At 67.9% G+C, this 12,977-nt stretch carries 12 protein-coding genes and 1 tRNA gene; 10 read left to right on the top strand and 3 right to left on the bottom strand.

Going from position 1 to position 12,977, the window contains the following annotated elements:
* Positions 1 to 103: 103 nt before the first annotated feature.
* From HH310_RS37105 to HH310_RS37095, 3 genes are all read left to right on the top strand, one after another.
* A complete protein-coding gene (locus HH310_RS37105; protein ID WP_169180420.1) occupies positions 104 to 985 on the top strand; it encodes a helix-turn-helix transcriptional regulator in 882 nt (293 codons plus the stop codon).
* Positions 949 to 1,173: a DUF397 domain-containing protein gene (locus HH310_RS37100; RefSeq protein ID WP_169180419.1), complete on the top strand. Its 225-nt coding sequence runs from the start codon at positions 949 to 951 to the stop codon at positions 1,171 to 1,173. The genes HH310_RS37105 and HH310_RS37100 overlap by 37 nt, the downstream gene beginning before the upstream one ends.
* A gap of 157 nt (positions 1,174 to 1,330) precedes the next feature.
* Positions 1,331 to 1,792: a hypothetical protein gene (locus HH310_RS37095; protein ID WP_169180418.1), complete on the top strand. Its 462-nt coding sequence runs from the start codon at positions 1,331 to 1,333 to the stop codon at positions 1,790 to 1,792.
* Here HH310_RS37095 and HH310_RS37090 read toward each other — a convergent pair.
* The 3 genes from HH310_RS37090 to HH310_RS37080 all read right to left on the bottom strand — a co-directional run bounded on the left by HH310_RS37090 (position 1,789) and on the right by HH310_RS37080 (position 3,889).
* A complete protein-coding gene (locus HH310_RS37090) occupies positions 1,789 to 2,385 on the bottom strand; it encodes a hypothetical protein (RefSeq protein WP_169180417.1) in 597 nt (198 codons plus the stop codon). The two genes, HH310_RS37095 and HH310_RS37090, sit on opposite strands and share 4 nt — an antisense overlap.
* A gap of 119 nt (positions 2,386 to 2,504) precedes the next feature.
* On the bottom strand, positions 2,505 to 3,323 hold the full coding sequence (locus HH310_RS37085; RefSeq protein WP_169180416.1) for a WecB/TagA/CpsF family glycosyltransferase: 819 nt from the start codon (positions 3,321 to 3,323) through the stop codon (positions 2,505 to 2,507).
* Between the two features lie 483 nt (positions 3,324 to 3,806).
* Positions 3,807 to 3,889 (bottom strand) — tRNA-Leu (locus tag HH310_RS37080).
* A gap of 192 nt (positions 3,890 to 4,081) precedes the next feature.
* On the opposite strand from HH310_RS37080, the gene HH310_RS37075 reads away from it, so the two are divergent.
* From HH310_RS37075 to pknB, 7 genes are all read left to right on the top strand, one after another.
* Positions 4,082 to 4,867: a DUF3662 and FHA domain-containing protein gene (locus HH310_RS37075; protein WP_169180465.1), complete on the top strand. Its 786-nt coding sequence runs from the start codon at positions 4,082 to 4,084 to the stop codon at positions 4,865 to 4,867.
* A 7-nt stretch (positions 4,868 to 4,874) separates the two neighbouring features.
* A complete protein-coding gene (locus tag HH310_RS37070) occupies positions 4,875 to 5,357 on the top strand; it encodes an FHA domain-containing protein (protein ID WP_169180415.1) in 483 nt (160 codons plus the stop codon).
* Positions 5,354 to 6,751: a PP2C family serine/threonine-protein phosphatase gene (locus tag HH310_RS37065; RefSeq protein WP_169180414.1), complete on the top strand. Its 1,398-nt coding sequence runs from the start codon at positions 5,354 to 5,356 to the stop codon at positions 6,749 to 6,751. Before HH310_RS37070 ends, HH310_RS37065 begins: the two co-directional genes overlap by 4 nt.
* A gap of 76 nt (positions 6,752 to 6,827) precedes the next feature.
* Entirely contained in the window at positions 6,828 to 8,285 is a 1,458-nt protein-coding gene (locus HH310_RS37060) for an FtsW/RodA/SpoVE family cell cycle protein (RefSeq protein ID WP_211193097.1), read from the top strand.
* A complete protein-coding gene (locus tag HH310_RS37055) occupies positions 8,282 to 9,778 on the top strand; it encodes a penicillin-binding protein 2 (protein WP_169180412.1) in 1,497 nt (498 codons plus the stop codon). Before HH310_RS37060 ends, HH310_RS37055 begins: the two co-directional genes overlap by 4 nt.
* Before the next feature lies 1 nt (position 9,779).
* Entirely contained in the window at positions 9,780 to 11,105 is a 1,326-nt protein-coding gene (locus tag HH310_RS37050) for a serine/threonine-protein kinase (protein ID WP_169180411.1), read from the top strand.
* Entirely contained in the window at positions 11,102 to 12,955 is a 1,854-nt protein-coding gene (pknB, locus tag HH310_RS37045; protein WP_169180410.1) for a Stk1 family PASTA domain-containing Ser/Thr kinase, read from the top strand. Before HH310_RS37050 ends, pknB begins: the two co-directional genes overlap by 4 nt.
* The last annotated feature ends 22 nt before the right edge of the window (positions 12,956 to 12,977 follow it).

The following is a 12,977-nucleotide window of genomic DNA, read 5'->3' as shown; positions in this document are numbered from 1 at the left end:
ACCACGAGTGCGATCGATGCAAGTTGCATGTCAGTCTTCCGTGATTGTTGGTCTTGTACAGATTCTCTTGAACGGTTAAATGATCCACAGAGAGACTGAAGTCGTGAATCAGCAACGGAGTCCCACCATTCGCCGGCGGCGGCTCGGAGCCGAGATGCGGCGGCATCGCGAGGCGGCCGGCGTCACGATCGACACGGTGGCGGCGAGAATCGGTTGCTCCATGTCCAAAGTGTCCCGAATTGAAACGGGACATACCAGTGCGACCCCGGCCGACGTGCAGAACATATTGGACATTTATGGCGTCGACGATGCGATCAAGATGGAGCTTGTCCAGATTGCCCGAGAGGCTCGGCAAAAGGGTTGGTGGCACCCCTTTTCCACGGTTCTGACCGGGGCGTACGTCGGGCTGGAGGCGGCGGCCCGCGCGGTCCGCACGTACGAGCAGCAGGTCATCCCCGGACTGTTGCAGAGCGAAGAGTACGCAATTGCGATGATTCGGGCCGCTCGGTTGGGTGACCGCATCGAAGAAATAGAGCAGCGTGTCCATGTCCGCATGGCACGCCAATCGTTATTGACTTCGGACGATCCGATCGATCTTCGGGTGGTGCTTGATGAGGCGGTGTTGAGCCGGCCGGTCGGCGGCGACGAGGTCATGCGCGATCAATTGCGGCGATTGATCGAGGCGGCCCGGCTGCCGAACGTGACGTTGCAGATCTTGCCGTTCGATGTCGGTGCCCATGCCGGTATGGATGGCACGTTCGCGATTCTCGAGTTCGAAGAGGAGCGGGACGCCGACGTGGTGTTCACCGAGAACGCCACCGGCGGGCTGTTTCTGGAGAAGTTCGAGGAGCTGGAGAAGTACAACGCGATCTTCGAGGCCATCCAAGCGACGGCACTCGATCCGGACGCGTCCACCCAGATGATGGAATTGCTGGTAGAGGAGCCATTGTGGAAGTTGAAGCGAAGGGTTTCCGAATCGACCTGAGCGGGGCGCAGTGGTTCAAGAGCACCCGTAGCGGTCCCAACTCCGACAACTGTGTGGAAGTGGCGTTCGTCGACGAGGCGATCGCGGTCCGCGACTCGAAGAACCCCGACGGGGCGGCGTTGATCTTCACGGCCGCCGAATGGGATGCCTTCGTGGGCGGCGCCAAGGACGGCGAGTTCGACCTCTGACCTCATAGTCCGTCTCCAACCGGCCGGCCCTCTCGCTGCTGCGGGAGAGCCGGCCGTACTCATTTCGGGACTCGCGTCGTTGAACGGCACAAGCGCGGACCAGATCGCGCATAACGGGCGAATACCTCACGAGCGAGGCGAGCGAGGCTAGGCAGATATGACGATTGGTTCCGAAAACCTGAGCAACGGCTCCGGGTCCGCGCAGGACCGGTTCAGTGGCGGGGTCAGCGCGTACCGGCAGAACCGGCGGGACGCCCTGTCCGGGGAGACCGACGGGGAGATCATCTCCCGGGGCGGCTCGTCGGGATTGCCGACCAGGTCGCCGGGCCGGTCGCACAGCATCGAGCCGACCAGCCCGCTGGATCGCGCGGCGCAGTTGCCGTCGCTGGACCTGCAGGGCTTGACCGAGCCGGTCTTCCCGTCGTCGGGCTGGCCGGACCCGAGCGCGTCGGTATCCCTGGGTGAGGCGTCGATGGCGGATCATCCGCTGCTGCGCGGTCTGCTCCTGGAGCTGCCGGCCCGGGGGACGTTGCCGCCCTCGGAGTGGCTGGACCGCTGGTTCGAGGCGGCGCGCTCCATTCTGGAGCTGCTTTACGTGCAGGAAGCGAAAAAGAACTAACGGCTTTTCACCGGTACGCGGTTACGGCCGTGACCGATCGGTGCGACGGCCTGCACCGTGTACCTGCTGTGCCGCACCGCCGCGCGAATGCCGATCGCGATGACGGCGACCCCGACCAGCGTGATGCCGTACCCGGCGAGGTCGGCGCCGGGCACCGTGACGAATCGGGCGGCGATCGGGACGCCCAGAATGCTCGCCAAGCCCGTGACCTGCAGTGGCACGATGATCATCGGATGGGCGGCCACGGCTCGCAGGGCGGGCGGGACCGGGGTCTGCGGGGCGGTGGCGAACGCTCCGGCGCCCCGGTGGACCTGGGTGAGGCGACGCAGGCCGGCGGTCAGCACGATCAGCGCGGGCACGGCCGGCAAGAGTGCCGCGGCGGGGGCGGCCGCGTCCCCCGGCATCAGGCCGGTGACCACCGGCACCGCCACGAAGACCGCGGCGCCGATCACGACGAGCAATCTCAGGGTGCCGGATCGGCGGCGGAGCTCCCGTGTCGTACGCGCGTGGGGCAGCGCGTCGGCGAGCAATCCGGCCGTGAGCCAGACCGCGACGAGCGCGCCGGCGAGGATGAGGTCCGCTGCGGTGTCCACATCGACAGCCTTCACCTGAGCGTCGGCGTGCGAAACCGGGTTATCACCGGAATCACTACCCCTACGGGGTTGGCGAATGCTCCCGTGGGAAATTGTTTTGCGCGAAACGGTTGCCGGGGTTAGACGGCGAAGGTCTGCACCGGTTCGGTGGCCGGCGCCGGCGGCGTGGCCTTCCACAGGCCGGTCTTCTGCGCCGCGAGCCGGGTCAGGTAAGCCGGGTTGAGCAGCACATACCGCTTCCAGAGGCGCTTCGGTTCGAGGCCGAGGCGCCACAGCCACTCGAGCGCGTACTTCTGCATCCAGGCGGGCGGGTTCTTCAGCAATCCCGCGTGGTAGTCGAATGCGGCGCCGACCGCGAGCAATGGCATGTCAAGAAGCGGACGCATGGCGTACGCGAAGACTTCTTGCCGTGGACACCCGAGCCCGACCAGGACAATACGGGCACCGGACGCCTTGATCCGCTCGGCGATCGCCTCGGGCTCGCCCGGTTGCGAGGAGCGGAACTTCGACGCCTCCACCCCGGCGATCTTCAGCGCCGGGAACATCTCCTGCAGCGCCGGAACCAGTCGTTCGAGGGTGGGATCGGTGGAGCCGTACAGATATATAGGAAGACCCTCGGCCGCGGCGCGCTCCACCACCTTGAGCGTCAGTGTCGGCCCGTACACGCGGTCGGCCAGTTCGGCGTGGTGCACGGTGTTCAGCGCCCAGCGCACCGGCTGCCCGTCGGGTGTGACGAGATCGAACGAGTTCAGCCGCGCGTTGTGCGCGGGGTCCTGCACACCGGTCATCACGCCGTGCACCGCCAGCGCGGTCACGGCGTAGTGCCGATGGTCACGCGCGGCGTCGATGATCTGCTCGGTCGCCTCGCCGTAGTTGGTCACATTCACGAGCACGCCGAGCACGCTGCGCTTGCCCTCAAGTTCGGTACTGCTGCTCACGACACGACACTCCGTCACCAAGCGGCCAAAATCTCCCGAGGAGCTTAACCGCCCCCACAAACCCAAGATGTTTGGCCTTGCAGCCCCACCAAGTCGCCTTACGGGTGAATCAATCCCACCGAACAGCCACGCCCACCGCGAGACCCTCAGAGCAGAACCCGCGTGTAGGAGTTTGACCGCCACGCGAAGCGCGGGCTTGACCGCGAGCGCGGGGTTGACCGCGAGCGTGGGGTTGACCGCGAGCGTGGGGTTGACCGCGAGCGTGGGGTTGACCGCAAGCGTGGGGTTGACCGCAAGCGTGGGGTTGACCGCGAGCGCGGGGGTTGACCGCCACGCGAAGCGTGGGTAGCCCACCGATAACCGCGACCGCCGCAGAAGGAGTGACCATCGCACCGTGGGTGCGCGGGGCTCGGCCCCGCGGCAGATATGACGAGGGCGGAGCGGTCAGCGCTTTCCGCTGACACACTCCGCCCACCGCACTCGTGGGGATGGGGGGAGTTGAACCCCCACGTCCTTTCGGACACACGGACCTGAACCGTGCGCGTCTGCCATTCCGCCACATCCCCGTGGCGAGCAAGCCAAAGGACCTGCCGTTTTGTTACTGGCCGCGACAGACTACGCTGTCGCACGTCACTATGCGAGTTGATATCGCCCGCGACGCCAGGGAAGACTAGCACGGCGTCGACGGGGGTCATACGAGGGTCAGAAGTGCCGGCTGCACTTGTGCGGAGATGCGCGAGCGGCGGCCGGATACCATCATGTCCTCGGAAGCCGAGGAGGAGCCGGTGAGCGTGCTGCAGCGCTTTGAAAAGCGATTGGAAGGCCTTGTCGAGGGGGCCTTCGCGAAGGTGTTCAAGGGTGTCGTGCACCCGGTGGAGATTCTGAATGCCATGCAGCGGGAGGCCGAGGCGCACAAGGCCATTCTCGCCGGTGGCCGCACCCTGGTGCCGAATCGATACGTGATCGACCTCTCACCCTACGATCACAGCCGGTTGGCGCCGTATGCCGCCGCGCTGGCGCAGGAGCTGGCCCAGTCACAGGCCGAGTTCATCGGTGAGCAGGCGTGGACGGTCTACGGCGACGTGATCGTCGAGATCGAGCGTGGCGACGGGCTGGACACGGGCATGTTCCGGGTCACCGCCGAGGTCTACACCGGTGGCGAGGTCGCCCCGGTGCAGCAGCCGGCGTATGACGCCGGCCCGCAGTACCCGCCGTATGAGCAGCAGGGTGGCTACGGCCAGCCGCACGGCGGTGTCAACGGCCGCAGCGTCGGGCTGATCTCCGGCGACGGCCGGACGTATCCGTTGCAGATGGGTTCGACCGTGATCGGTCGCGGGGACCAGGCGAACCTGCGCCTGCCCGACGTCGGGATCTCGCGCCGGCACGCCCGTCTGGACTACGACGGCAACCAGGTCGTCCTGACGGATCTCGGTTCGACGAACGGAACGATGGTGAATGGCCAGCGGGTTTCGGCCGTGGCGCTCAACCCGGGCGACATGATCCAGCTGGGCACGACCACGTTGACGTTCCGAGTGGACGGCTGATCCCGCCTTGCCCGAATTCGTCCTCACCGTCGCCCGGTTCGGCTTCCTCATCCTGTTGTGGATATTCGTATTCACCGTGGTGGGAGTGATTCGCCGGGATCTCTTCGCTGGGGTCCGGTCCAAGAGCATCGTCGCCAGCCCACGGGGGGTGGGGGGCGTGGCGGCTCCGGGCCAGCCGGCGAAGGTCAAACGCGGTAAGGCGGCACGGCAGCTCGTGGTGACGGCCGGTCAACTGGCCGGCACCCGGATCACGTTGGGCGAAGCGCCGATCACTATCGGTCGCGCGGAAGATTCCACGTTGGTGATCACCGACGACTTCGCCTCGGCCCGGCACGCCCGGCTCGTGCCGCGGGACGGTCAGTGGTTCGTAGAAGATCTCGGCTCGACGAACGGAACTTACCTCGATCGCGGTAAGGTCTCCGGACCTACTCCCGTCCCCCTTGGCGTACCGATCCGTATCGGTCGCACTTCCCTCGAGTTACGGCCATGACCCTGACCCTGCGCTATGCCGCCCAGAGCGACCGCGGTCTGATCCGAGACCTGAACCAGGACTCCGTCTACGCCGGGCCGCGGCTGCTTGCTGTCGCCGATGGCATGGGCGGCATGGCGGCCGGTGACGTCGCTTCCAACATCGTCATCGCCGCCATGGCACCCCTCGACGAGGACGTCCCCGGCGATGCGCTGGTGGACGCGCTTCGCCATGCCGTGGGCACCGCCAACCAACATCTACGTGACACCGTCGACGCGAACCCGCAGCTGGAGGGAATGGGTACGACGCTGACCGCCGTGCTCTTCACCGGCAGCAAGTTCGGGATGGTGCACATCGGCGACAGCCGTGCGTACCTCCTGCGCAACGGCGAGTTCGCCCAGATCACCAAGGACGACACGTACGTCCAGATGCTGGTCGACGAGGGGCGCGTCAGCCCCGAGGAGGCCAGCAGCCACCCGCAGCGCTCGTTGCTCACCCGCGCGCTCGACGGCCGCGACATCGACCCGGAATATTCGGTTCGCCAGGTTCTCAAGGGCGACCGATACATGATCTGCAGCGACGGGCTCTCCGGCGTGGTCAGCGCGGACACGATCGGTCAGACGATGCGGGAGATCGCCGACCCGCAGGCCTGCGTGGAGCGGCTGGTCCAGCTCGCGCTGCGCGGCGGCGGGCCGGACAACATCACCGTCGTGATCGCGGATCTGATCGACAAGGACATCGTCGAGCAGGCGCCGATCGTCGGGGGTGCCGCGTCGCTCGACCGCGGTAACCAGACGGTGGCCGACGCCTCGACGCCGGCCGCCCGCGCCTCCGCCCTGCAGGCGCCGCGCGCGCCACAGCCGCAGCCGGAAGCCGACGGCTTCGACGGCGAATCGGAACCCACCGGGCATCCGGTGCGGACCACGCTGCTGGTGGTCGTGCTGCTGGCCGTCCTGGGTGGCGGGCTGTGGCTGGGCTACCAGTACACGCAGGATCAGTACTACGTCGGCGCGACCGATTCCGGTCAGCTGGCCGTCTTCCGCGGCGTACCGGGTCAGATCGCCGGTCTTGATCTGTCCAGTGTGAACGAGACCAGCGGGACCCGTCTGGACGACCTCACCTCGGTCGCTCAGGAACGGGTCAAACAGGGCATCCACGCGGACGACCAGCCGGACGCCCAGCACCGACTTGCGGAACTGACCGACAATTCCCCGGGGAATCCGAATCTGAAGCCTCTCTGCAGTACCGCCGCGCCACCCGCTCCGAAGACGACGGCGTCCGCCCCAGTGGTGGAGAAGACGACACCAGCGTCGGTGGCACCTAGGGCCACCACGCATGCCAGTACGCCGTCCGCTCAGCTCAACGCGTCTGCCCCACCGGTCAACGACCCGGTCGGGTGCCGGACCGTCAACTGAGCGTCGGCTCGACACGTCTGGGGAACTCTTGACCGCGCCCGCCGTACCGGCTCCATCGCCCGCTTCCACGGGTGAGATGTCGCGTATCCCGGGAATGAAGACCCGGCGCAACGCGGAGCTCGGGCTTCTCGCGTTCGCCATGGTTCTGGTGGCGATCTACGGCGCCACCGTGGAGGCCAATCAGTTCGGCGAGATCCGGATGACGTTCTGGGTGCCGGCCGCGTTGCTGAGCATCCTGTTCCTCGGCCTGCACGTGGTCGTGCGCTACACGGCGCCGTACGCGGACCCGGTCCTGATTCCGGCCGTCGCTCTGATCAACGGGTTGGGCGTGGGCTTCCTGCGCCGGCTGGACCTGGCTCGGGCGATCGCCGCGAAGCAGCCGGAACCGGGCATCTTCGCCGGCACCGGCGGACGCCAGCTCGCCTGGACGCTGGGCGCGCTGATCCTGGCGGCGATCCTGCTGCTGGTGGTCCGGGATCACAAGGTCGTCTCCCGGTACGCGTACACGCTGGGCCTGGTCGGCATCGTGCTCGTGATGATCCCGGCGGTGCTGCCGAGCAGCTTGTCCGAGGTCAACGGCGCGAAGCTGTGGATCCGGCTCGGGGCGTTCTCGATCCAGCCGGGTGAGTTCGCGAAGCTGGCGCTGGTCTCCTTCTTCGCGTACTACCTGGTGCGCAAGCGCGAGGTGCTGTCGCTGGCCAGCCGCCGGGTTCTCGGCATCGACTTCCCGCGCGGCCGCGACCTCGGGCCGGTCGTCACGGTCTGGCTGCTCAGCCTCCTGGTCCTGGTCTTCGAGAAGGACCTCGGTACCGCTCTGCTGTATTTCGGCCTGTTCGTCGTGACGCTGTACGTGGCGACCGAGCGGGCCAGCTGGCTGATCATCGGTCTGGTGCTGTTCTTCGGCGGCGTCTACGTGGCGTACCTGCTGGGCGCCTCGGTCGGCGGTCCGTTCGCGAACTTCTACGACCGCGCCCAGGTCTGGCTCGACCCGTTCGCGACCGCGAACTACGACCGGGTGGGCGGCAGTTATCAGCTCGTCCAGGGTCTGCTCGCGATGGGAACGGGCGGCCTGTTCGGCTCCGGGCCGGGCGCCGGCTCGCCGGGCTTCGTGCCCGAGGTCCGCACCGACTTCATCTTCGCCGGTCTCGGTGAGGAACTCGGTTTGTTCGGCCTGTCCGCGCTGCTCATCGTCTACCTGCTGATCGTCGAGCGCGGTCTGCGGGCGGCCCTCGCGGTTCGTGATTCGTTCGGCAAGCTGGTTGCCGGAGGCCTCGCGTTCACCCTCGGTTTGCAGGTGTTCGTCATCCTGGGTGGCATCACCGGACTCATCCCGCTCACCGGACAGACCACTCCGTTCCTCTCCGCGGGTGGCTCGTCACTGATGGCGAACTGGCTGCTCATCGCGATGCTGCTGCGCATCTCGAACGCGGCGCGCGGTCCGGCCGCGGCGGGCGCCTCGGATCGCCCGGCCGGTGGTCCGAAGAAAGCACCTACTCAGCTCCACGGCGCCATGACAGAGGTGATCAAGCCGTGAACGCACCCTTGCGGCGAGCCAGCGTGGTCATCCTCGTCCTGTTCGCCCTGCTTTTCGCGAACCTGAACTGGGTCCAGGCGTACAAGGCGGACGACTACCGCACCAGCGGGTTGAACCGTCGCGTCGTGGTCGCCCAGTACGAACGCCCGCGCGGCGTCATCGAGGTCGACGGCCAGGGCGTGGCCGAGAACAAGGCCACCGACGACACGCTCAAATACCTGCGGGTCTACCCGAAGAAGCAGGAGTACGCGCCGGTGCTCGGGTACCGCCCGGTCAGCCTGGCCGCCACCGGCATCGAGAACAGCGAGAACGACTTCCTCTCCGGGGAGAGCGACAAACTGTTCGCCGACCGGGTGAAGGACATGTTCACCGGCAACAACACCGGCGGCGGCAACGTGCTCCTGACGCTGAACACCAAGGCGCAGGACACGGCGTACGACGAAATGATCCACAACGAGCGGGGCGCGAAGCGAGGTGCAGCGGTCGCGATCGACCCGCGTACCGGCGCGATCCAGGCCATGGTGTCGATGCCCAGCTTCGACCCGAACCCACTGGCCAGCCACGACGAAAAGGCGGCCGGGGCGGCGTACGAGAAGCTCCTGAAGGATAAGAGCCAGCCGCTGCTGAACCGGGCCACCCAGGAGACGCTGCCGCCCGGCTCGACCTTCAAGACCATCATCTCGGCGGCCGCGCTGGAAAGCGGATATTCGACCAGCACCGAGATCCCGGCCGGCCGGTCGTACACGCAGAGCGGCGCGGTCATCCACAACGCCGAGGACGAGGTCTGTCCGAGCGACCAGGTCACCCTCAAGGAAGCGCTCACCGAGAGCTGTAACACCGGTTTTGCCCAGCTCGGCGTCAAGCTGGGCCGCGAAAAGGTGATGGACACGGCGAAGGCGTTCGGATTCGAGGACGACAAGCTCACGGTCGGTAACCTCGACGGCGGCGGGCTGCCGGTCGCGGCCAGCCACACCGGCGCGATCGCAAACCCGGACGGCAGCGCCGACCTGGGCGCCCTGGCCCAGTCGTCGATCGGTCAGCGGGACGTCCGGATGACGCCGGTGCAGGGCGCGCTGATCGCCGCCACGGTCGCCAACGGCGGCAAGCAGATGCGCCCCTACCTGGTGCAGAAGCTGCTCAGCCCGGACCGCCGGACGATCTATACGGCCGACCCGAAGGTGCTGCGCGACCCGATCAACTCGCAGGTCGCCGACGGCCTGAAAGAAATGATGTTCAGCGTCGTCGAGAACGGCACCGGCAAGCGCGCGCAGAACCGGGGCCTGGACATCGGCGGCAAGACCGGCACGGCCGACAACGCCGAGGGTGCCGACCCGCACGGATGGTTCATCGGCTTCGCGTTCAACAGCAAGGGCGAGGCGGTCTCGGCGGCATGCGTCATGCTGGAGAATGTGTCCGGCGGCCACGCCAGCGCCGAAGCGGCCCGGATCGCCGGGAAGATCATGGCGGCTGCGGCGGGTCAGGAAGGGGACTGACGTGATCAGCCCTGGGGTGACCCTCGGCGGTCGGTACCGGCTCGATGAGCGGATCGCCGGCGGCGGCATGGGTGATGTCTGGCGCGGCACCGACGAGGTGCTGGGCCGGACGGTGGCGGTCAAGATCCTGCTGCCGGCCCTGCTGGACGAGCCGGGATTCGCCGAGCGGTTCCGTGGCGAGGCGCGCACCATGGCCACGATCAACCACCCCGGTGTCGTCGACGTCTACGACTACGGCAGTGATCAGCAGCTCGCGTTCCTGGTCATGGAGTACGTCGAGGGCGACGCCCTGTCCCGGACGCTCAGCCGGGTCGGCCGGCTCACCCCGGCGCGCACGATGGCGCTGGTCGCACAGGCCGCCGACGCCCTTCAGGCGGCGCACGAGAACGGCATCGTGCATCGCGACGTCAAGCCCGGCAACCTGCTCGTACGCCCGAACGGCACGCTGGTCCTCACCGACTTCGGCATCGCTCGCTCGGCGCTGGTCGGCCAGCTCACCGCGGCCGGATCGGTGCTCGGCACCGCCTCGTACATCTCGCCGGAGCAGGCCGCCGGCGACGTCGCCACCTCCGCCTCCGACGTGTACGCGCTCGGGGTCGTCGCGTACCAGTGCCTGTCCGGGCACCGGCCGTTCGACGGCGCCACCCCGATCGAGATCGCGATGAAGCACGTCCGCGACACGCCGAGGCCCCTTCCGGGTGACATCCCGCCGCCGGTGCGCGCGATCGTCGAGCGGGCGCTCGCGAAGGACCCCAAGGCCCGCTGGCCCTCGGCGTCGGCGATGGCCGCGGTCGCCCGCCAGGCGGCCGCCTCGCTGACCGCGGCGGCGCATCAGCAGCCGGCCCCGGCACGATCCGCGCCGGTCGGGCGCCCGCAGTCGGCGCCCCCGGTGTCGCCGGCGTCCGGCAGCGCACGCGCACCGCACCCACCGGTTCCCCGACCCGTCTCGGGGGCGCGCGGAGCCGCCTCGGTACCCTCTCCTTCGCCGGCGTCACCGCCGGTGCAGCCGTATCGGCAGGCCTACCAACAACCACAACCGCAGCCGCAGCAGATGGCCAGGCCGGAGAGCTCGGCCGGTCGACAGGTCCTGATCGTGCTGGCCGTCGTGCTGGCTCTTCTGGTCCTCCTTTGCGCGGGCGTGATCTCTTTCCTGTACAAACAGGGTCAGCAGAACGAAGCGATCAAAAATAGCAATGTTGAAAGCGTGGCGGTTGGCCACGCGGGCGCCTTCGGAGTCGAACTGTCCGGGGCGTCGTACCGTCTAACAAGGCAGACGGGCGCGAACCCCGGCTGGATTCCATATAACGAAGGACGACAGACGCTATGACGGCGCAGGCCCGTCTGCTCGGTGGCAGGTATCAGGTCGGCGAGCTTCTTGGCTACGGCGGCATGGCCGAGGTGCACCGGGGGCGCGACCTCCGGCTCGGCCGGGACGTGGCCATCAAGATGCTGCGCAGCGACCTGGCCCGCGACGCGACTTTCCAGGAGCGGTTCCGGCGCGAGGCGCAGAACTCGGCCGCCCTGAACCACCCGGCGATCGTCGCCGTCTACGACACCGGCGAGGAAATCTCGGCCACCGGTGAAAAAGTTCCGTTCATCGTCATGGAGTTCGTCAACGGGCACACGCTGAAGGAAGTCCTCGCCCAGGAAGGGCAGCTCCCGGCGCGGCGCGCACTCGAGATCATCGCCGACATCTGCGCCGCGCTGGAGTTCAGCCACCGGCACGGGATCATCCACCGGGACATCAAGCCCGGCAACGTGATGATCACGCAGAACGGCCAGGTCAAGGTCATGGACTTCGGTATCGCCCGGGCCCTGGCCAGCGGCGCCACCACGATGACGCAGACCAGCGCCGTGATCGGCACCGCGCAATACCTGTCACCCGAGCAGGCGCGCGGCGAGGCCGTCGACGCACGCTCCGACGTGTACGCGGCCGGCTGTGTGCTGTTCGAACTGCTCGTCGGGCACCCGCCGTTCGTCGGCGACAGCCCGGTCAGCGTCGCCTACCAGCACGTCCGGGAAGAACCGCGGGCGCCGAGCGAGCTCAACCCCCAGGTGTCGCCGGACGTCGACGCGATCGTGCTGAAGGCGCTCTCGAAGAACCCGATGAACCGGTACCAGAGCGCCCAGGAGATGCGCGCCGACGCGTTGCGCGCCGTCGCCGGGCGTCCGGTGCTCGCCACCCCGGTGATGTCGGAAGCCGAGACCATGGCCATGCAGGGCGCGACGCAGCGTCAGTGGCAGCCGCAGGCCGCCACCACGATGCAGCGGCCGATCCCGCAGGCCGCGCCGCCGCGCGGACCGGAGAAACGTTCGTCCTGGGTGATGGCGTCGCTCGCCGCCCTGGGCGTCCTGGTGGTGGTCGTGCTGACGGTCGCCCTGATCATGGCCCGCAACGGCGATGACAACGACAAGACCAACGCCGGCGGTGGTGGCCCGTCGGCGGCCGCGCCGGCCACGATGCCGAGCCTCGAGGGCATGACCGAGGCGCAGGCCAAGCAGGCTCTCGCAGCCGCGGGGCTGACGGGTAACCCGCTGGCGCCCGAGATCAAGGACGACTGCGACGGCAAGGTCACGGATCAGGACCCGCAGGCCGGTACGTCGGTGGCGAGCGGCACGGCGGTCAGCTACAAGCTGTGCAACGCGCCGACCCCGGTAACCGTGCCGGACGACCTGGAGGGCTCCACCAAGGCGAGCGCGGATTCCACGCTGCGCGGCAAGGGCCTGGTGCCCGACTTCAGGACCGTCGACAGTTCCAAGCCGGCCGACACGGTCGTCGACGTGGAGAGCGAGGGCAAGAAGGTCGACCCGGGTACGACCATCACCGTGAAGATCTCCAACGGTCAGGTCGTCAAGATGCCGTCGGTGATCGGCCAGAGCCAGGACGCGGCGGAAGCCGTTCTCAAGTCGCAAGGCCCCTTCAACGTCAGCATCAAGAAGGTCGCCGGCGACGGCACGCAGGACCCGGGCACGGTCGTCAACCAGCAGCCGAACGCCGGTGCGAACGTCACGAAGGGCGACGACGTCACGATCACCGTGGTGGACGACTCGGACGAGCCGAGCAACCCGCCGTCATCACCGAACGACCCCAACGGGCCCGGTAACGGCGGTGGCGGCAACGGCGGCGGCCAGTTCAACAACGGCGTGATCCCGGACGCGATCGGGCGCCGGAACTAAGAGGCGAGAGTGCGGCCGCCCC

Source organism: Actinoplanes sp. TBRC 11911, assembly GCF_012933445.1.
In the GTDB taxonomy this organism is placed as follows: Bacteria; Actinomycetota; Actinomycetes; order Mycobacteriales; family Micromonosporaceae; genus Actinoplanes.
Note: the sequence above shows the minus strand (reverse complement) of the source record. Positions and strands in the feature narration are given on the sequence as shown.

Excerpts from the sequence above, each read along its gene's own strand:
- HH310_RS37095 (WP_169180418.1), top strand. The coding sequence starts at position 1,331 with ATGACGATTGGTTCCGAAAACCTGAGCAACGGCTCCGGGTCCGCGCAG.
- HH310_RS37075 (WP_169180465.1), top strand. The coding sequence starts at position 4,082 with ATGTCCTCGGAAGCCGAGGAGGAGCCGGTGAGCGTGCTGCAGCGCTTT.
- HH310_RS37065 (WP_169180414.1), top strand. The coding sequence starts at position 5,354 with ATGACCCTGACCCTGCGCTATGCCGCCCAGAGCGACCGCGGTCTGATC.
- HH310_RS37060 (WP_211193097.1), top strand. The coding sequence starts at position 6,828 with ATGTCGCGTATCCCGGGAATGAAGACCCGGCGCAACGCGGAGCTCGGG.
- pknB (WP_169180410.1), top strand. The coding sequence starts at position 11,102 with ATGACGGCGCAGGCCCGTCTGCTCGGTGGCAGGTATCAGGTCGGCGAG.